The organism is Leclercia sp. CFBP8987, from assembly GCF_034044995.2.
Taxonomy (GTDB): domain Bacteria; phylum Pseudomonadota; class Gammaproteobacteria; order Enterobacterales; family Enterobacteriaceae; genus Enterobacter; species Enterobacter tamurae.
On the sequence record NZ_CM188255.1, the window covers coordinates 70,473 to 91,171 of the forward strand.

Consider the following 20,699-nt stretch of genomic DNA (forward strand, 5'->3'; position numbering starts at 1 on the left):
CGATTCAGGTCAAATCTCAATCATCCCAACGCCAAAACATAAACATCCGCAGGGGTGTTATATGTATATCATAACAATTTTAAGAATCATAGCCTCTTTGCATTTCTTTTTTCTGAAGTAGTTTTTTTATGTTAATCGACTTATTCCAATCAATGAAAAATTGTTTATGGCTTTTAATCTTATTAAATAATTCGTTAATGCTTGCAGGATCTGGATTTGTGCCATATGTTTTTGAAATATAGATACTTAATGATTTTTTGAATTTTTCAGTAGCAATATGAGGGAATGTCCCCAGGTCGAGTATTGAATGTATTAAATCTGAAGCGTTACGCGGCGTCTTACATTCATCCAATTTAAGAGAAAGATTATCGTAAATACTATCTCTTATATGATGATTAGTATCATTGTTACATAATAAATATAAGCATGTACACATGTCAAAATAATCGAGGTTGCATCTAAAATCATTTTCCACTTCAAAATTATAAAATTGCATAATGACTTTGTCATCAATAATGTTAATTCCAAATACAGAACGTAGTGATATTATGAAATTAACAAACTCAACTCGGGGCCTTGACTCTGAAATCGCAATATTTATAAGTATGTTAGCTTCGTCTTTTATTTTTTTTATAATTTCATCTTGGTCAGGTTTTTCAAGTTTAGATGTTATTTCACTGACAATAACAATAAGTTGTGACATCAAATGACTAGTTCTTGATTTAATATTCATGGAAAATAAAAAACATATGAAATCCATGCTGAAAATTAAAAAATTCCTATAGGTTGAGCTATGGTTTTTTATATCCTCAATAAGTTTAATCTCATTGTTAATTTTTTGTAACCGCGCCCTTAAAATAGACATAATTAAACCACTGAAAGAATCATAATTTGTATTGTGTTGCTTTATAATCGATTTGAATTTAGTTATTAAGGTGTTTGATCGTGTATATGGTTTGTAGATGTAATCGATACTTGGCAATAATGCTCTATCTTTTCTCTCTAAATGCTCTTTACTTCTTCTAATGGATTTAAAAAAATCATTAATGGCTTCTAAAACTTGTGTTTTCGCTATTGATAATGGTGTAATAAATGGTCTGTTATCTCTTTGCTCTTTCGATTCGTTAACATATAACTTATATTGTGACAACTCATCAATAAATGTTTTGTAGATAATATTAGCAATGGCTTCATTTTTAGTAAAGATAAAGTAATCGTCAACATAGCGTTTTACTGTGTAATCAACTTTATTTCTATAACCTAAATTTAATAACGCTAATTCTGTTTTTATATCTATTGATTGAAGGATTATTTCTGCAAATATTCTTGAAAACTCAGGACCAATAATGATCCCATTTGTCTCATTATCATTCATTTTCCTGATGATCGCATCAAATTTATCATCAAATGAAATAGAAGCTATGTTTTCCTTGGAATATTTTTTCCCTTTGATTGCCCAGCTAATACTATGTGTATAAATACTATTAAAGCATTTGGCAATATCAAATTTTAAGGAGTATGAAAATTTCTTCTCAATAGATTGAAACTTTAGAGAACTGAAGAACTTATAAAGTAAAGTATAACCATCGTATGCAAAATAAGATGATGAAAATTTGCTTTCTGATGTGTTTTCCCCGTTTTCATTGCTTATTTGAATGACATCATTATCTTTTAAGTCTGAGTTTGAATAAACATCAAAAGGCGAGGATTCATAGAAATATGATGCAACAGAAACCGGTTTCCTTATACTGAAGTTAGATTTAGAGCATAAATATGTAATAAATTCGGCATTGTTGTGTATGAGTTCTCCAATTTCATACTGCGCAACAGGGTGTGGAATACTAATGATTCGAGAGTTTCTCTCATTTTTTGTTATTTTATAGTTATATGGGGTTAATGATGATTTATTAATGAAAAGCATGTCATCAATTATATTGTTCTTTTTGTTGTTGTTCTGAATATAACTATAAAAACCTATATTAGAAAAAATTAATGGGACTTCATAAGGAAGTGTTTCTGTCAGTAAAATGCGATGTGCATCATGCTTTTTTATTAGGATTTTATCCATTACCAACACCCCTTTATTTTATTAATTTGATTTCCATTAAATTTATGCGTATATTTATTTTTAAATCCAGCAACAAATGAATACTTACTTAATATTTCTCTATGAGTTCGATTCAAAACTATTGAAGTTGATATTTTTTTATATAAAATTTTTAATAGAAAAGCATCAAGTCTTTGATATTTTTCTAAATCTGTTAGATGGATATAATTGTAGTACGATCCAGATTTCATCCTATCTGTATGATGTTTTCCATTCGATATGTAATGGTTACCAGTTAGAAATTTTATTCTGCTTTCTAAAAGTTTGAAATTTCCTTTTTGATGATAATCATCAAAGCTTAGATAAATTCTATTTTTTAACTTATTCATTTTTTTTAAGGAAATATCAACTTTGAGTTGTTTGCTTGAGTTTTTAAGCGACAAATTTGGGAACTGGAATTGATAACCCAAAAAATCGAAAGAATGATTTTTAGAGTCAGTATTCTTGCATTTACATTTGTCCCAACAACAACATTTATTTACAACACAACTACATTGCTCATGACATTTGCAAGGAAGAATTGAAAGAATCTTATTTTTTTTCCAATTTAGCTGTAATCCAATTGGCAAGTTTTTGATTATATTTTTTTTTATATCAATCCTTTCTGTAGAGAATATTAAAATATCATCAACAAATCGCGTATAATAATAAATGGTAGGGTTTTTATTAATGATGTTATCAAATGGACGCATGGCTAATTCAGATAATGTAGAGCTTAACCCTATTCCTCGAGGTATACCAATTACGTTAGCACTTTCAACTTTCTGGATATATTCTTTCAAAATAAAAATTGAATCAAAAGATAGTAAATTATCTTCTAAAACTGCCCTGCAACATAACGACAAATCTATACTTTCATAGAAATCTTTAATATCAAACTTATAAATATACTTTGGACATTCTTCTTTTAAAAGTGATATGACTTGCTTAATGATGGTATGTCTATCACTTTGGCGAATATTGTAAATATGTTTAATATTATAATTTAACTTAGATAAAACTATTTCATCATCTACTGAAGAAGTAGTGAATATTTTTTTTCCATTTTCGGCATAGGAAGAGAAACTATTGAGAGTAAATGATTTTGATGTTATTGAATCAGCAATGTCCTCAATTGTTTTTATTCGAGGCTTTAATCTTAATGATCTTGATTTCCTTGATCTAGAATTTTCAATTTCTTTTAGATTTTTTACATTAAATGATTGTCTATTCATTTTAAATTCTCATGAAATTAAATTTTTAGAATAGTGACATAGCATATTGAGCATAAGAAAGCGTTTTTGGCGGAAGATCACAGGAGTCGAACCTGCCCAGGACCGCTGGCGGCCCCAACTGGATTTGAAGTCCAGCCACCTCACCGGAGATGACGATCTTCCGCGCCTCGATTGCTACATGGAGGCGGGGCGCATTATATCTACTTTCAATCATTTACCCCATCTTTTCCCGCACCTATTTCACCCCTTTCTTGACCTGTGTTAAGCCCTGCAGCGTAAACCTTAAGAAAATCCTCAGGTTACATTTTCCGCCGCCGCACTTTTACCGCGATCACAAAAAACAAGAAACGTAAAAACGTAACCAGAAAACGCAATACCTGCCCGTGGGTGAATGGTTTACAAAAACTGTAACCGGTCTCAGCGCCCTACGCGTGAAGGAATAACAATGAAAAGCGAAGTCTTGTCCGTCAAAGAGAAAATTGGTTACGGCATGGGTGACGCCGCAAGTCACATCATCTTCGACAACGTCATGCTCTACATGATGTTCTTCTACACCGATATCTTCGGGATCCCCGCCGGGTTCGTCGGCACCATGTTCCTGCTGGCGCGTGCGCTGGATGCCATCTCCGACCCCTGCATGGGGCTGCTGGCCGATCGCACCCGCAGCCGCTGGGGGAAATTCCGCCCGTGGATCCTGTTCGGCGCCATCCCGTTTGGTCTGGTCTGCGTGCTGGCCTACACCACGCCGGACCTCAGCCTGAACGGCAAAATGATCTACGCCGCCGTCACCTACACCCTGCTGACACTGCTCTATACCGTGGTCAACATCCCTTACTGTGCGTTGGGCGGTGTGATCACCAACGACCCGACGCAGCGCATCTCCCTCCAGTCCTGGCGCTTTGTGCTGGCGACGGCGGGCGGCATGCTCTCCACGGTGCTGATGATGCCGCTGGTGAATCTGATTGGCGGCGAGGATAAAGCGCTCGGCTTCCAGGGCGGCATCGCGGTGCTGTCGGTGGTGGCCTTCCTGATGCTGGCGTTCTGCTTCTTCACTACCAAAGAACGCATCCAGGTGCCGCCGAGTACCACCTCCATGCGCGAAGATCTGCGCGACATCTGGCAAAACGACCAGTGGCGCATCGTCGGGCTGCTCACCATCCTCAACATTCTCGCCGTCTGCGTTCGCGGCGGCGCGATGATGTATTACGTCACCTGGATCCTCGGCTCGCCGGAGCTGTTCGTCGCTTTCCTCACTACCTACTGCGTCGGCAACCTGATCGGCTCCGCGCTGGCGAAACCGCTCACCGACTGGAAGTGCAAAGTCAGCGTCTTCTGGTGGACCAACGCCCTGCTGGCGGTGGCGAGCGTGGCGATGTTCTTCGTGCCGATGCAGGCCAGCATCACCATGTTTGGCTTTATCTTCGTGATTGGCGTGCTGCACCAGCTGGTAACGCCGATCCAGTGGGTAATGATGTCCGATACCGTCGATTACGGCGAGTGGACCAACGGCAAACGCCTCACCGGCATCAGCTTTGCGGGCACGCTGTTCGTGCTCAAGCTGGGCCTGGCCCTGGGCGGGGCGTTAATCGGATGGATGCTGGCAGGCGGCGGCTACGATGCCGCAGCCAAAACCCAGAACGGCGCCACCATCAGCATCATCATTGCCCTGTTTACCCTGGTCCCGGCCGCGTGCTACCTGCTGAGCGCGGTGATCGCCAAACGCTACTACAGCCTGAAAACGCCATTCCTGATGAAAATCATGAACGATCTGGCACAGGGCGCGCGTCGTAACCAGCAGGAATTTGAAAATCTGCCGGTCAGCAAAGAATTGCAGAACTAAGAGGACGAAAGCATGAAAATCAGTGACGGAAACTGGCTCATTCAACCGGGTCTGAACGTGACCTACCCGGTGCAGGTGTTCGATGTGGAGCAGCAGGGCAACGACCTGGTGGTCTATGTCGCCCCGCGCGATGTACGCGAGCGCACCTGGCAGCTCGACACCCTGATGTTCACGGTGCGCCTGTTTGCGCCGCAGGAGGGGATTGTCGGGGTGCGCATCGAGCACTTCCAGGGCGCGCTGGATAACGGTCCACACTATCCGCTCAACGTCCTGAAAGAGGTCAACGTACAGATTGAAAACAATGCCGAGTTTGCCGAGCTGAAAAGCGGCAACGTCAGCGTGCGCGTCACCAAAGGCGAGTTCTGGGCGCTGGATTTCCTGCGTAACGGTCAACGCATTACCGGCAGCCAGCTGAAAAACAACGGCTACGTGCAGGACGGCAATAGCGATCGCAACTATATGTTCGAGCGTCTGGATCTGGGCGTGGGCGAAACCGTCTACGGCCTCGGCGAGCGCTTTACCGCCCTGGTGCGCAACGGCCAGACGGTCGAAACCTGGAATCGCGACGGCGGCACCAGCACCGAGCAGTCGTACAAGAATATCCCGTTCTACCTCACCAATCGCGGCTACGGCGTACTGGTGAACCATCCGGAAAACGTCTCCTTTGAGATCGGCTCCGAGAAGGTGTCGAAAGTGCAGTTCAGCGTCGAGGGCGAGTATCTGGAGTATTTCGTCATCGACGGCCCGACGCCAAAAGAGGTGCTCAACCGCTATACGCAGTTCACCGGGCGTCCGGCGCTGCCGCCAGCCTGGTCGTTCGGCCTGTGGCTCACCACCTCGTTTACCACCAACTACGACGAAGCGACGGTGAACAGCTTTATCGATGGCATGGCGGAGCGCGACCTGCCCCTGCACGTCTTCCACTTCGACTGCTTCTGGATGAAGGCCTTCCAGTGGTGCGATTTTGAGTGGGACCCGGTGACCTTCCCGGATCCGGAGGGGATGATCCGCCGCCTGAAGGACAAAGGACTCAAGGTCTGCGTGTGGATCAACCCGTACATCGGGCAGAAATCGCCGATCTTTAAGGAGCTGAAAGAGAAGGGCTATCTGCTTAAACGCCCGGACGGCTCCCTGTGGCAGTGGGATAAATGGCAGCCGGGGCTGGCGATCTACGATTTCACCAACCCGGAAGCGTGCCAGTGGTATGCCGACAAGCTGAAAGGCCTGGTGGATATTGGCGTCGACTGCTTCAAAACCGACTTCGGCGAACGCATCCCGACCGACGTGCAATGGTTTGACGGCTCCGATCCGCAGAAAATGCACAATCACTACGCCTACATCTACAACGAGCTGGTGTGGAACGTGCTGAAAGAGACGGTGGGCGAAGAGGAGGCGGTACTGTTTGCCCGTTCGGCCTCGGTGGGTGCGCAACAGTTCCCGGTGCACTGGGGCGGGGACTGCTACGCCAACTACGAGTCGATGGCCGAAAGCCTGCGCGGCGGGCTGTCGATCGGCCTCTCCGGGTTCGGATTCTGGAGCCACGATATCGGCGGGTTCGAAAACACCGCCCCGGCGCACGTCTATAAACGCTGGTGTGCTTTCGGGCTGCTCTCCAGCCACAGCCGCCTGCACGGGAGCAAATCCTACCGGGTGCCGTGGGCGTATGACGACGAGTCCTGTGACGTGGTGCGCCACTTCACGCAGCTCAAATGCCGGATGATGCCGTACCTCTATCGTCAGGCGGCGCTGGCCCGTGAGTTCGGTACCCCGATGCTGCGGGCGATGATGCTCGAGTTCCCGGACGATCCGGCCTGTGACTATCTCGACCGCCAGTACATGCTGGGGGATTCGGTGATGGTGGCTCCGGTGTTCAGCGAGGCGGGCGACGTGCAGTTCTACCTGCCGGAAGGGCGCTGGACGCACCTGTGGCATAACGACGAGGTGCAGGGGAGCCGCTGGCACAAACAGCAGCACGAGTTCCGCAGCCTGCCGGTCTACGTGCGCAACAACACCCTGCTGGCACTGGGTAACAACGACCAGAAGCCGGACTATGCGTGGAATGAGGGCACGGCTTTCCAGCTGTTTAACCTGGACGATGGTGCCACGGCGGTGAGCGACGTGCCGGCGGCCAACGGTGCCGTGGCCTTTACCCTGACCGCGACGCGCAACGGCGATACCCTGACGTTAAAAGGGAACGGCGAGGCGCGGGGCTGGTCGGTCTGTTTGCGCAATGTGCAGCAGATTAGCGGCGTGAAAGGCGCGTCACATGGCGGAAGCGAGTGGGGCGTGGTGGTGAAAGCGGAGGGGGATGAGGTGGTGATTCATCTCTGAGTCCCCTCACCCTAACCCTCTCCCCATAGGGGAGAGGGAATAGTTAGTGCCCATCTTTAAGCAGGTGAGGACGGGTTTGCTCCCTCTCCCTTTTAGGGAGAGGGCAGGGGTGAGGGTTGTTGCTCAACCGTACTCACCACCCCACCGGTCATCGTCTGCGTGACCTGCTGTTTATCCATATTCACCGCGTTCACCCTGCCGTTAACCGTCGGCTTCAGCGGCGAATCTTTCTGCACATTACCGCTGGCGTTGAGCTGAATATTGCCATCGCCCGTTATCGGTAGCGCTGGCCATCCCCACTGCTGGATCACGTTCAACGGCACGCCGCGCCCGGTCAGGTTGATGGTGGTCTGCCGCACCGGTGTCTGCGAGACGCTGGCCTTCGCCTCCAGAATGCCTTTCTCGGTAAAGGCGCTCAGCTCATTGATGGCAATGATCGAGGCGTTGGCGGTCAGGGAGAGTGACGGACGGCGCACGTCCACGCGGTTAAAGGTCGCCGCCGCGCCGTTCAGGGTAGCGGTACCCGCCCATACGCCCCACTGGCGATCTTTCGCCAGCTGCAGGTTGGTGCCGTAGCCGTCGAGGGCAGTGACCTGCCACGGGAAGGTAGAATCAACGTCAATCACCAGGTTACGGCTCAGGCCGAATTTGCGCAGCGTGACGCTATGCAGCCATTCCGGCAGAGTCTCCACCCACTGCGTTTTCCAGTTTTCCGGCAGGGTGTATTCCAGCCCGGCGACGGCGACATCATCCAGCACCAGGGCTTTACCGCTGCGCAACCAGTTGCCGGAGGTGCGCAGCATCCCGCCTTCCCAGCGCGAGGTGAACTGGCGCAGGGCAATCCCCTGCGGAGAGAATTCGGCATTCAGGATCGGGTCGAACAGGTGCAGCGAGCCGTAGATAAATTCACTGGCGTTCATCGACAGGCGACCATCCTCGCTCTGCCAGTCGCCCTGGCTCAGGGTCAGGTTGCGCAAGCTTAAATCGAGATCCGTTACCGCCCAGTCCGGCCCCTGCAGGCGGGCGTCGGTCACGTCGAGGCGGCCAATCTGCAACGACGGCAGGGTGGTGATGGGGGCAAAAAAGTCGGCCAGCGATTTATCGCTCTGCAGGCGGATATCGTTCAGGCGCATGTTGTCCACTTTCCAGCCGCCGTTAGCATCGCGTCGCGCGGTACCGGTGAGCGAGCCCCGCGCCATGTCGGCGCCGATGGTGGTCAGCACCACCTCTTTATCGCTCAGCTCGCCCTCGATCAGCACGTTGCTGGCCGGTACGCCGTTCAGCGTCAGCGACCCGGCGCTAATCTGGATGTTGGCTTTTTTACCCAGCACGTTACCTGCTTCAGGATCCCACGGGCGTACGCCGCCGGTCACCTTCTGCGCGCTCAGATCCCACGCGGTATTCGGGCTGTTAAACGCCATGTTGTTCAGCAGCAGACGATCGGCCTGGAAGGGGAGAGGGGCGGTCTGCGGGGAGAGGTTCAGCGTGCCGTCAAACAGGGTGATGGTATCCATGTGCAGTGGATCGGTGAGCTGGCGGCTGCTCACGCCGATATCGACCATTTTCGCCACCAGAGTGGCGGGTTGACCGTCGCGCCCGAAGGTGACGTTTTTCAGCACCAGGTGTGTCGGTGAGGAGAAACGGTGATCCATCAGGTCGAAATTGAGTTCGTAGTCGGTGTTTACCGTGATCCAGCTGCTGACCTGCGCCGCGCCCCAGCGGGTCTGAACCAGGATATAGAGCGCGAGGATCGCAATAAGCACAACGGCCAGAATACCGACGAGAAGCTTTCCAATAAATTTCATGGTCTTCCATCACGTAAAACGCACATAAAGGAGTTATGCACGATTTACACGCAATGCTCAAGGCTGGAAGGGCGGAATTCTGGGTTACGGCAGCAGTTGCCTGCTGCCGTAAAGGGGGATCAGTTCTTTTCTGGCGGGAAAATCAGGTTCAGAACGATAGCGGTGATCCCGCCGGCAGCGATGCCGGAAGAGAGCAGGTTTTTCACCCAGTCCGGGGCAAACTGGAGGATCAGCGGCTGCTGAGACACACCCAGACCGACTGCCAGCGACAGGGCGATAATCATGATCGCACGGCGGTTCAGCGGCTCACGGGAGACGATACGTACGCCTGATGCCGCGATAGTGCCGAACATCACCAGCGTTGCGCCGCCGAGCACCGGCTCAGGAATGTGCTGCACAAAGCCACTCACCGCCGGGAACAGACCCAGCACGATCAGCATCAGCGCTACCACAAAGCCCACGTAGCGGCTGGCCACGCCGGTCAGCTGGATCACGCCATTGTTCTGACCGAAGCAGGAGTTCGGGAAGGTGTTGAACACGCCGGAGACAAAGGAGTTCAGGCCGTTGGCCAGCACGCCGCCCTTCAGGCGCTTCATGTACAGCGGGCCAGAGACCGGCTGCTCAGAGACGTCGGAGGTGGCAGTGATATCCCCGATGGTCTCCAGGGAGGTGATCATAAAGACCAGCATCAGCGGCAGAAGCAGGTTCCAGTCGATGCCCAGGCCGTAGTAGAGCGGGGTTGGAACCACGATCAGCGGGCTGTCGGTCGTGGCGGCAGACTGCGGCAGCATGTCCATCCCCCAGGCGGCGAGATAGCCTGCGGCCATGGCGATCACCAGCGAGGCGACGCGCAGGTACGGGTTACGCTGACGGTTAAGCAGAATAATGATTGCCAGTACCACGCCCGCCAGCAGCAGGTTTTTCGGGGCGCCAAAGGTATGGTCAGCCATCGCGGCGTAACCGCCACCGATGGAGGTCAGACCCACCTGAATCAGCGACAGGCCGATAATCATCACCACTACGCCGGAGACCAGCGGGGTAATAATGCGGCGCGCCAGGTGCAGCACGCGGGAGATGACCATCTCGGTGCAGCTGGCCAGCATCAGGGTGCCGAAAAGCGCGGCCATCATCGTCGGGACATCCGCGCCGCCGGTTTTAAGCGCCGTGCCGCCCATGATCAGCGGGGCGACAAAGTTAAAGCTGGTGCCCTGAATCGACAGCAGGCCGGAACCCACCGGACCCCAGGCTTTAATCTGAATGATGGAGGCTACGCCTGAAGCAAACAGCGACATGCTGATGATGTGCTGGGTGTCCTGCGCCGGTAAACCGAGCGCCTGGCAGATCAGCAGGGCAGGGGTGATGACGGCCACGAACATCGCCAGCAGATGCTGACAGGCGGCGAACAAGGTCTGCGCCAGCGGGGGGCGATCTTCAAGACGGTAAATCAGTTCACTGTTATGCGGCTGCGCAATCGGTTGCGCATCTTGCTGTTCTACGGCGTTTACGGACATCTGCTGCGATCCCCAGGAAGAAAAGCGGGCATTTTAGCCGAGTGGGTGAGAAAAGCAAACGATTGCTCGCAAAAATAGCAGAGAAAACCCCCAGCTTAATACGGCTTTTCTGTCACGCTACGGTAAAGTTCATTACACTCCTGCTCCCGGTTGCGCTTAAGTCGCGCAAAGGGTTCAGAAAAACACGCATTTCATGGAGCACGTGTCATATAAGGAGCCCACTATGATTCATCTCGATACGTTGTCGACCCTCGTTGCGGCAACACTGGTTTTACTGCTTGGCCGTAAACTGGTTCACAGTGTCCCCCTTCTCAGAAAATACACCATCCCGGAGCCCGTCGCGGGCGGGCTGCTGGCCGCCGTTGCGCTGCTGGTGCTGAAAAAGAGCATGGGCTGGGAAATCGACTTTGATATGACGTTAAAAGACCCGCTGATGCTTGCCTTTTTCGCCACCATCGGCCTGAACGCCAACCTCGCCAGCCTGCGGGCAGGCGGCAAAGTGCTGGGCGTGTTTTTGATTGTGGTGGTCGGGCTGCTGGTGATGCAGAACGCCATCGGTATCGGCATGGCCTCCCTGCTGGGGCTGGACCCGCTGATGGGCCTGCTGGCCGGTTCCATTACCCTCTCGGGCGGGCACGGCACCGGGGCGGCGTGGAGCAAGCTGTTTGTTGAGCGCTATGGTTTCCAGAATGCTACCGAAGTGGCGATGGCCTGCGCCACCTTCGGCCTGGTGCTGGGCGGCCTGATCGGTGGGCCGGTGGCGCGCTATCTGGTGAAGCACTCCACCACGCCGAACGGCTGCCCGGAAGATGAAGCGGTGCCGTCGGCGTTCGAAAAGCCGGACGTCGGGCGGATGATCACCTCTCTGGTGCTGATCGAAACCATCGCCCTGATCGCCATCTGCCTGACGGTGGGTAAAATCATTGCGCAACTGCTGGTGGGGTCCGCATTTGAACTGCCGACCTTTGTCTGCGTGCTGTTCGTGGGGGTGATCCTCAGCAACGGCCTGGCGCTGATGGGCTTTTATCGCGTCTTTGAGCGGGCGGTATCGGTGCTGGGTAACGTCTGCCTGTCGCTGTTCCTGGCGATGGCCCTGATGAGCCTCAAGCTGTGGGAGCTGGCCTCGCTGGCGCTACCGATGCTGGCGATTCTGGCCGTGCAGACCCTGTTTATGGCGTTTTACGCAGTGTTCGTGACCTGGCGGATGATGGGCAAAAACTACGACGCGGCGGTGCTGGCGGCCGGACATTGCGGCTTTGGGCTGGGAGCGACGCCAACGGCGATCGCTAACATGCAGGCCATCACCGAGCGTTTCGGTCCGTCACATATGGCGTTTCTGGTGGTGCCGATGGTGGGGGCGTTCTTTATTGATATCGTCAACGCGCTGGTGATCAAGCTGTATCTGATGTTGCCGATGTTTGGCTGATCAGGCGTTGGAGTAGCGCTCGGTCTCGGGCATCCAGCGCTCGATTAACGCTGCCGCCTGGTCGGGGTAGCGTTCATGGATATGGCGTGCCAGACGCTGAACTTCGGGGATCATGCCCTGATCGCGCAACAAGTCGGCCACTTTAAACTCGGCGTTACCGGTCTGGCGGGTGCCGAGCAGTTCGCCCGGACCGCGAATCTCCAGATCCTGTTGCGCAATTACAAACCCGTCATTGCTGTCGCGCAGCACCTGCAAACGTTTCTGGGCGGTTTTCGACAGTGGAGCTTTGTAGAGCAACACGCAGTGTGAGGCCACTGCGCCACGTCCGACGCGGCCGCGCAGCTGGTGGAGCTGCGCCAGTCCCAGACGCTCCGGGTTTTCGATGATCATCAGGCTGGCGTTAGGCACATCCACCCCGACTTCAATCACCGTGGTGGCGATCAGCAGATGCAGATCGCCCTGCTTGAAGGATTGCATCACCGCCTGCTTCTCGGCAGGCTTCATCCGGCCATGCACCAGCCCGACGTTCAGCTCCGGCAGGGCCAGCTTTAACTCTTCCCAGGTGGCTTCCGCCGCCTGGGCTTCCAGCAGATCCGACTCTTCAATCAGGGTACAGACCCAGTAGGCCTGACGGCCTTCCTGACAGGCGTTGCGCACGCGATCGATGATGTCGCTGCGGCGCGTATCGGGTATGGCGACGGTAGTGACCGGCGTACGGCCCGGAGGAAGTTCGTCGATGGTGGAGGTGTCGAGATCGGCATAGGCGGTCATTGCCAAAGTGCGCGGGATCGGGGTTGCGGTCATGATCAACTGGTGCGGATGGTACCCCTGCTGGAGCCCTTTTTCCCACAGCGCCAGACGCTGATGCACGCCGAAACGGTGCTGCTCATCAATGATCACCAGCGCCAGGCCGTGGAACTGCACCTGCTCCTGGAAGATGGCGTGGGTGCCGACAATCATCTGCACCTGACCGCTGGCGATGGCCTCCTGCTGCGCCTGTCGCGCCTTGCCTTTTTGCTTCCCGGCCAGCCAGCCCACTTCAACTCCCAGCGGGGCAAACCAGCTGCGGAAATTATTCGCATGCTGCTCGGCCAGCAGTTCGGTCGGGGCCATCAGCGCCACCTGTCTGCCGTGGGCAATGGCGCGCAGCGCGGCCAGGGCCGCCACCAGCGTTTTACCGGAGCCAACATCGCCCTGCACCAGGCGCATCATCGGCACGTCCAGCGCCAGGTCGCGTTCGATCTCGGCGGTCACGCGGGCCTGCGCCCCGGTAGGCTTAAACGGCAGCGAGGCCAGCAGCCTCTCTTTTAATTCGTCCTGGGGCGGGAGCGGCAGGGCGTGAAAACGCTGGGCACCGGCGCGCAGCGCCAGCATGCTCAGGTTATGCGCCAGCAGCTCTTCCAGAATCAGTCGACGCTGGGCCGGGTGTTGCCCGCTCTCCAGATCGCTTAACTGTAATGTTGGCGGCGGGCGGTGCAGGGTGCGCAACGCCTCCGGCAGGCTCATCATCCCCTGCGCCAGCTCGGGCGGCAGCAGTTCGGTAATGGCGCATGTGTCGAGCAGCTCCAGTGCCTGATCGGTCAGCTTGCGCAGCGTCGCCTGCTTGATGCCTTCGGTGGTCGGATAGACCGGGGTCAGCGTCTCCTGCATCTCCGGGGTGCTGAGATCGCCCTGCACGCGGTACTCGGGGTGGATCATCTCCGCGCCGTATTTCCCGCGTTTGGCTTCACCATAGGCCAGTACCCGTCGCCCGGGGGCGAGGCTGTTTTTCATCGCCGCGCTGAAGTTAAAGAAGCGCATCGTCAGGATGCCGGAGCCGTCGCTGATCTGGCAGGTCATCATCCGGCGACCGCCGAAGGTGATGTTGCTGTTCAGGACTTCGCCTTCAACCGTGGCGTAAATGCCGGGCAGCAGCTCGCCAATCTGATAGAGCTGGGTGCGGTCTTCGTAACGCAGGGGAAGGTGCAGGAGGAGATCCTGCACGGTATGCAGGCCGATTTTTGCCAGTTTGCTGCTCTGGGCCGCGCCAACGCCCGTCAGGGAATTGAGCGGCACGGCATCCAGCAGGCGGCCTTGCATGATTATTTCGTCGCTTGCATGGTGGCCCACCACGTCGCATCGGCTTCAATTTCGCCCTGCATATTCACGTGGGGGTAGGGTAATCTTTTCTGCTTCGCCACATTGGCCAGCACCGGATAGCCGCCTTCAAACAGCAGACGCTGCTGCTCGTCTTCCGGCAGCATGCTGTTCTCGCGTTTGTACATCCCGGCATTTTGTCGCTGGCGCTGGGCTTCATACAGAATGAGCGCGGAAGCCACGGAGACGTTCAGGGACTGCACCATACCGGTCATCGGAATGATGATGTCCTGATCCGCCAGATCTAACGCTTCCTGGGTGATCCCCGTTTTCTCCTGACCCATCAGAATGCAGGTCGGGCGGGTGTAATCGATCTCGCGGAAGTCGACGGCTTTGTCGGAAAGATGGGTCGCCAGAATCTGCATGCCGCGCCCTTTCAGGTGCGAAATGGCGTCGCCAATATTGTCGTGGGTTTTGACCTGCACCCAGCTGTTGCTGCCTGCGGCAGCCGAGGCCATGGGACGCATTCGCGTCCCTTTCCAGACGGCGTGCACTTCATGCACACCGACGGCATCAGCGGTACGGACGATAGCAGCCACGTTATGCGGTTTATGAACCTGCTCCATGCAGACCGTCAGATCGGGCTGACGCCTGGCGAGCATTTCGCAGATCCGGGCATAACGTGTTGAATTCATAACGCTAGTTTCGGTTACGGGTGACTTTGATTACGTCGGCCATCACGCGGATTTTGCGCATGATGTTCGCCAGATGCACACGGTCGCGCGCGGTCAGACGAATAAAGGCGCTGTAAACGCGGCCATCTTTCTCTTCCGTATTCAGGCTATGAATGTTGGAAGAGGCGGTGTTGATTGCCGCCGTCAGGTTCGCCAGCGCACCCTGGTGGTTGAACATATCCACCTTGATTTCGGTGATGAATTCCTGCTCGGTCTCTTTATCCCACTCCACCGCCATAAACTTCTCAGGCTCTTTCTGGTAGCCACGGATGTTACGACAGGATTCGTGGTGGATAACCAGACCCTTACCAGGGCTTACGTGAGCAATAATCGGGTCGCCCGGGATCGGTCGGCAGCACTTGGCAAAGGTGATCAACACGCCGTCGGCGCCTTTGATCGGCAGATGGCCGTGGCTGGTTGATGACGGCTGCGGCACAGAGGTTTCGCCCTGCTGCAGGTTCTTCGCCACCACCACGCTCATTGCGTTACCCAGACCGATTTCTGCCAGCAGATCGTCAAGCGTAGCGAGCTTCATGCGCTCGATTTCACGCTGGACGTTCTCTTTCGGGATCTCAGCCAGCTTGCGGCTGCCGCCCAACGCGTGGTTGAGCAGACGACGGCCCAGGCTGACGGAGTCGTCGCGTTTGAGGTTTTTCAGCAACTGGCGGATCTTGGCGCGGGCTTTCGAGCTCACGACAAAGTTGAGCCACGCCGCGTTCGGACGTGCGCCAGGTGCGGTAATGATTTCCACCGTCTGGCCGCTGGTCAACGGCTGTGACAGCGGGTACGGCTGCCTGTCGACACGTGCGCCGACACAGGCATGACCGATATCGGTATGCACGGCGTAAGCGAAATCGACCGGGGTTGCGCCAGCAGGCAGCTCGACAATGCGCCCCTCTGGCGTGAAAACGTAAATCTCATCCGGGAAGAGATCGGATTTAACGCTCTCGATAAATTCAAACGAGCTACCGGCGCTCTGTTGCAGCTCCAGCAGGCTCTGCATCCAGCGCTGGGCACGGATCTGTGCGGTGGTGCTGCTTTCGCCGCCACGCTCTTTATAAGCCCAGTGCGCGGCAACACCCATCTCCGCCATCTGGTCCATGTCTTCGGTGCGGATCTGCACCTCAACCGGCACGCCGTGCGGGCCAATCATCGAGGTGTGCAGAGACTGATATCCGTTCGCCTTGGGAATAGCGATATAGTCTTTCATCCGACCCGGACGCGGTTTATACAGGCTGTGCATCTGACCCAGCACGCGATAGCAGGTGTCGGAGTCATGGACGATCACGCGGAACGCGTAGATATCCATGATCGAGTGAAAACGCTGCTCTTTGAGCACCATTTTGCAATAGATGGAGTACAAATGTTTTTCGCGACCGCTGACGCGGCAGGGGATACCGGCTTCCTGCAAGCGTCCTTCGATTTCCGAGAGGATCTTCTGAATCATCTCTTTACGGTTACCACGTGCGGCTTTCACCACCTCTTTAATCACGCGGAAGCGGTTCGGGTACAACGCTTCAAAACCCAGCTCTTCCAGCTCGGTTTTAATGTGATGAATACCTAAACGGTGCGCCAGCGGGCTGTAGATTTCGAGGGTTTCACGGGCAATGCGACGACGTTTATCCGGGCGCAGAGAGCCCAGGGTGCGCATATTGTGGGTACGGTCAGCGAGTTTGATCAGAATGACGCGGATATCCTGCACCATCGCCATGATCATTTTGCGGAAGTTTTCGGCCTGCGCCTCTTTCTTGTCGCGGAAATTCAGCTTATCAAGCTTAGAGACCCCTTCCACCAGCTCGGCAACGCTTTTGCCAAACAGCTGTTCCATGTCCTGGTAGGTGGCGGGGGTATCTTCGATCACGTCATGCAGCAGGGCAGCCATCAGCGTTTCATAGTCGAGTTTCATCTCGGCCAGAATACAGGCCACCGCTACCGGGTGCGTGATATAGGGTTCACCGCTTGAACGTGTCTGGCCCTCGTGAGCGTCACGTGCAACGAGATACGCCTGCTGGAGACGCTTAATCTGGTCTACCGGCAGGTAGGTTTGAATCAGTTGATTCAGGCTTTCAAACAGATACAAGGGCGACCCGCAGGTTTAATTAACGACGACCTTCAGCAATGGCGGTAACGGCCTGCAGTTCTGCGGCTTCCTGCTCTTGCTGCTCCTGGCGTTCACGAACATCAAGGATCTGGTTGTTGATCAGACCTTCTTCGATTTCACGCAATGCGATAACGGTAGTTTTATCGTTTTCTTCCGGTACCAGTGGATCTTTACCGCCTGACTGCATCTGACGAGCGCGACGCGCGGCGACCAGCACCAGGTCAAAACGGTTACCAATTTTCTCTACAGCGTCCTGAACAGTTACGCGTGCCATACTTAAAATGCTCCACAGATGAAGAAATGACTGGGCATGATACTGAATGTGGGTTCAGTCTGCCAACAGTTTGGTGATTAATGCGTCATGTCGCTGCTTCTGGCGGCTCATACGCAGACGTTCGGCGCGAAGGATGATTTTGAGATCGCTCAGGGCGGCGTCAAAGTCATCATTCACAATCAGGTAATCATATTCGGCGTAATGGCTCATTTCCGCAACTGCCTGGGCCATACGTTTTGCGATAACCTCTTCGCTGTCCTGGCCGCGGCCGCGGAGACGGCGATCCAGCTCATCTTTCGACGGCGGTAAAATAAAGATACTGCGCGAATCGGGCATCTTCTTGCGAATCTGCTCCGCGCCCTGCCAGTCGATATCCAGGAACACGTTTACGCCGGTCGACAGCACCTGCTCAATAGTTTCACGTGAGGTGCCGTAGTAATTACCGAAGACTTCCGCGTGTTCAAGAAACGCATCCCTGCCAATCATCGCTCTGAATTCGTCGTGATCAACAAAGAAATAGTGTTCACCGTGCACCTCACCCGGACGCGGCGCGCGCGTGGTGTGGGAAACCGATACCTGGGTATCGTACAACGGTTGGGTTTTTAACAGCGCCTGAATCAGGCTGGATTTACCCGCGCCACTAGGGGCAGAAACAATATAAAGCGTGCCTTGAGCCATGAGAGTCTTTTGTATGTGTTAGCGAAGAAAGTCCTACATACGGGCTTATTATACACGTCGCCGCTTCGTGACGTAGCCTTTGTCACACTTTTTCCGCTTCTTAGTTGATTTTTGCTCTCCCTTTTCCACTTTTCTACGCTGTTTGCTGCAACAGAAACAAAGTCCTGATGACGGCTCGTAAAGTCTGTTTTTGCCTGTCGCCTGCGATGTCATACCGCGTTATACCCTCCGTAAAACAGGGAGGGATAACGATGTGGCGATGTTTTGGTGTACTCATGCTGCTCTGGAGCAGTTGCGGCCTGGCGGTATGCCCGGTCTGGTCACCCGCGCAGGCAGAGCAGGAGATCGCCCGGCTCAGCGCGCAAATAGCTCGCTGGGATAAAGCCTACTGGCAGCAGGGCGTCAGCGACGTAAACGACGAAATATATGACCAGCTGGCTGCGCGGCTGAAACAGTGGCGGCACTGCTTTGGCGATGAGACGGCAACAGATACGCTGTTGCCTGCGGGCGGTTCGATCAGGCATCCGGTCAGCCATACCGGGGTGGAGAAGGTAGCCGACAAAGCGGCACTCCGGCAGTGGATGCATTTGCATCGCGATCTGTGGATCCAGCCTAAGGTGGATGGCGTGGCGGTGACGCTGGTCTACCGTCAGGGTCACCTGCTGCAGGCCACCAGCCGGGGCGACGGGCTGAAAGGCGAAGACTGGACGGCAAAAGTGAAGCGCATCGCCTCGGTGCCTGCCCGGGTGACGGGCCCGCTCGCCGACAGCGTGTTACAGGGGGAGCTCTTCTTGCTCCGTGATAATCATATCCAGCAGCAGATGGGCGGTATGAATGCACGGGCAAAAGTCGCCGGGGCGATGATGCGTCAGGATGAGAGCGCCGCCCTGGATCACATCGGCATCTTTATCTGGGCCTGGCCGGACGGTCCTGCCCCGATGGGTGAGCGTCTGCAGGCGTTAGCCCGGGCGGGCTTCACCCTGAGCGAATCCTGGACGCAGCCGATCGGTTCAGTGGAGGAGGCTGAAACCATACGCGATCGCTGGCTGAAGTCGCCGCTGCCCTTTGTCACCGATGGCATCGTGATCCGCTCGGCACAGGAGCCTGCAGGCAGCCGCTGGCTGCCCGGGGAGGGCAGTTGGGTGGTGGCGTGGAAGTATGCCCCGGCCGCCCGTGTCGCCGAGGTTCGGGCTATCACCTTCGCCGTGGGGCGTACCGGCAGGATCGCGGTGGTTGCGACACTTGAGCCGGTACAGCTTGATGATAAACGGGTGCAGCGCGTCAATCTGGGGTCGGTGAGGCGCTGGCAGGAGCTGGATATTGCGCCGGGCGATCAGGTTCAGGTCAGCCTGGCCGGGCAGGGGATCCCACGGGTGGATAAAGTCGTCTGGCGGGGGAGCGAACGGAAAAAACCTGCGCCGCCAGCGTCACGCTTTACGCCGCTGACCTGTTTTTATGCCTCACCGGAATGCCACGAACAGTTTATGGCCCGGCTGGCCTGGCTGAGTTCGTCGTCGGTGTTAAACATCGAAGGACTGGGTGACGCTGGTTGGCAGGTGCTTCATCAGGCACATCATTTTGAGCACCTGTTTTCGTGGCTGGCGCTCACCCAGGAGCAACTTCAGCATACGCCCGGTCTTTCGGCACAGCGCGGCCTGCGGCTCTGGCATCAGTTCAACCTGGCGCGCCGTCAGCCCTTTACCCGCTGGCTGGATGCGCTTGGCGTGCCTCTGCCCCGGGTGGCCATGCGCGCGCTGGGGGATGGTCACTGGCAGCAGTTGCAGAGCAGAGATCCGCTGGGCTGGCAGCAGGTTCCGGGCATTGGCGTGGAAAAAGCGCGCAGGCTGGTGGAGTTTGTTCATCACCCCACCGTTAACGCCCTGACCGGCTGGCTGAATGAGCAGGGCGTGCAGGGGTTTTAGTGGCTGTCGTGGCGGTAATAAAAGACCGGCAGGCCCAGCTTTAAACGCAGCGCCAGCATACGGGCGGTAAAACCAAACAACAGCGTGGAGATGATCACCACATCCTGGTTGCTCACGTAATGCTGCAGGGCGACGTACAGCACCGCTGAAGCGAAGGAGACCCCGGCATAGATCTCTTTTTGAAACACCAGCGGAATGCGTTTGCAGAACATGTCCCGCAGGACGCCGCCAAACACGCCGGTGATCACCGCTGCGATAGTGGCGATAACCGGGCCTTCGCCCATATCCAGCGCGACCTGGGCACCGATAATGGAGAAGACGATCAGGCCGAGCGCATCCAGCACCAGAAACAGACGTCGCAGATGGGGCATCACCGGGGCGACGATGGTGGTCAGCACGGCCGCAATAGCCACAATAATCACATATTCAGGATGCTGCACCCAGCCGAGCGGATAGTGGCCCAGCAGGATATCCCGGACCGAGCCCCCGCCCAGCGCCGTCGCCGTAGCAATAATAATGACCCCGAAAGTGTCCATACGACGACGCCCGGCGGCCAGGGCTCCGGTCATGGCCTCAGCGGTGATACCGATCAGATACAGGATGTGCAGCAGCATGTTACCCCCAAAATTAAGGCCGTCAGGGTAACGTTTTGTGGGCTGTCTCACGATTTAGATTTTTTT

The 20,699-nt window shown here is 54.2% G+C and carries 14 protein-coding genes and 1 tRNA gene; 4 read left to right on the forward strand and 11 right to left on the reverse strand.

Features of this window, described 5'->3' with window-relative positions:
- Window positions 1–79 precede the first annotated feature (79 nt).
- From drt3b to SOM40_RS00395, 3 genes are all read right to left on the reverse strand, one after another.
- Window positions 80–2,068 (reverse strand): antiviral reverse transcriptase Drt3b, encoded by a 1,989-nt coding sequence (drt3b, locus tag SOM40_RS00385; protein WP_320530832.1) that lies wholly within the window; start codon window positions 2,066–2,068, stop codon window positions 80–82.
- Window positions 2,068–3,321, reverse strand: a complete 1,254-nt coding sequence (gene drt3a / locus SOM40_RS00390) for an antiviral reverse transcriptase Drt3a (protein ID WP_320530833.1) — start codon at window positions 3,319–3,321, stop codon at window positions 2,068–2,070. The genes drt3b and drt3a overlap by 1 nt, the downstream gene beginning before the upstream one ends.
- 67 nt (window positions 3,322–3,388) lie before the next feature.
- A tRNA-Sec gene (locus tag SOM40_RS00395) sits at window positions 3,389–3,483 on the reverse strand.
- Window positions 3,484–3,766: 283 nt separating this feature from the next.
- Here SOM40_RS00395 and SOM40_RS00400 point away from each other — a divergent pair.
- Window positions 3,767–5,161: a glycoside-pentoside-hexuronide family transporter gene (locus tag SOM40_RS00400; protein ID WP_320530834.1), complete on the forward strand. Its 1,395-nt coding sequence runs from the start codon at window positions 3,767–3,769 to the stop codon at window positions 5,159–5,161.
- Between the two features lie 12 nt (window positions 5,162–5,173).
- Window positions 5,174–7,492, forward strand: a complete 2,319-nt coding sequence (gene yicI / locus SOM40_RS00405) for an alpha-xylosidase (protein ID WP_320530835.1) — start codon at window positions 5,174–5,176, stop codon at window positions 7,490–7,492.
- A gap of 92 nt (window positions 7,493–7,584) precedes the next feature.
- Here the strand turns inward: yicI and SOM40_RS00410 are convergent, their stop codons facing one another.
- Window positions 7,585–9,297 (reverse strand): AsmA family protein, encoded by a 1,713-nt coding sequence (locus SOM40_RS00410; RefSeq protein ID WP_320530836.1) that lies wholly within the window; start codon window positions 9,295–9,297, stop codon window positions 7,585–7,587.
- A gap of 119 nt (window positions 9,298–9,416) precedes the next feature.
- The gene (locus SOM40_RS00415; protein ID WP_320530837.1) at window positions 9,417–10,808 is read right to left on the reverse strand and encodes a nucleobase:cation symporter-2 family protein; all 1,392 of its coding nucleotides are present in this window, start codon (window positions 10,806–10,808) and stop codon (window positions 9,417–9,419) included.
- Between the two features lie 223 nt (window positions 10,809–11,031).
- Between SOM40_RS00415 and gltS the strand changes: the two genes are divergently transcribed.
- Complete coding sequence (gltS, locus tag SOM40_RS00420) at window positions 11,032–12,234, forward strand: sodium/glutamate symporter (RefSeq protein ID WP_106995427.1); 1,203 nt, start codon at window positions 11,032–11,034, stop codon at window positions 12,232–12,234.
- Here gltS and recG read toward each other — a convergent pair whose 3' ends face one another.
- From recG to gmk, 5 genes are read right to left on the reverse strand one after another with little or no spacing between them, the layout of a single operon-like run.
- Complete coding sequence (recG, locus tag SOM40_RS00425) at window positions 12,235–14,313, reverse strand: ATP-dependent DNA helicase RecG (protein ID WP_166181111.1); 2,079 nt, start codon at window positions 14,311–14,313, stop codon at window positions 12,235–12,237.
- A 2-nt stretch (window positions 14,314–14,315) separates the two neighbouring features.
- On the reverse strand, window positions 14,316–15,005 hold the full coding sequence (trmH, locus tag SOM40_RS00430; protein WP_106995429.1) for a tRNA (guanosine(18)-2'-O)-methyltransferase TrmH: 690 nt from the start codon (window positions 15,003–15,005) through the stop codon (window positions 14,316–14,318).
- Window positions 15,006–15,009: 4 nt separating this feature from the next.
- Window positions 15,010–17,124, reverse strand: a complete 2,115-nt coding sequence (gene spoT / locus SOM40_RS00435) for a bifunctional GTP diphosphokinase/guanosine-3',5'-bis pyrophosphate 3'-pyrophosphohydrolase (protein ID WP_106995430.1) — start codon at window positions 17,122–17,124, stop codon at window positions 15,010–15,012.
- Window positions 17,125–17,143: 19 nt separating this feature from the next.
- Window positions 17,144–17,419: a DNA-directed RNA polymerase subunit omega gene (gene rpoZ / locus SOM40_RS00440; protein WP_032615688.1), complete on the reverse strand. Its 276-nt coding sequence runs from the start codon at window positions 17,417–17,419 to the stop codon at window positions 17,144–17,146.
- 54 nt (window positions 17,420–17,473) lie between these two features.
- The gene (gmk, locus tag SOM40_RS00445; RefSeq protein ID WP_166181116.1) at window positions 17,474–18,097 is read right to left on the reverse strand and encodes a guanylate kinase; all 624 of its coding nucleotides are present in this window, start codon (window positions 18,095–18,097) and stop codon (window positions 17,474–17,476) included.
- A 251-nt stretch (window positions 18,098–18,348) separates the two neighbouring features.
- On the opposite strand from gmk, the gene ligB reads away from it, so the two are divergent.
- Complete coding sequence (ligB, locus tag SOM40_RS00450) at window positions 18,349–20,019, forward strand: NAD-dependent DNA ligase LigB (RefSeq protein WP_320530838.1); 1,671 nt, start codon at window positions 18,349–18,351, stop codon at window positions 20,017–20,019.
- Here ligB and SOM40_RS00455 read toward each other — a convergent pair.
- Entirely contained in the window at window positions 20,016–20,633 is a 618-nt protein-coding gene (locus SOM40_RS00455; RefSeq protein ID WP_106995520.1) for a trimeric intracellular cation channel family protein, read from the reverse strand. The genes ligB and SOM40_RS00455 overlap by 4 nt on opposite strands.
- Window positions 20,634–20,699 lie beyond the last annotated feature (66 nt).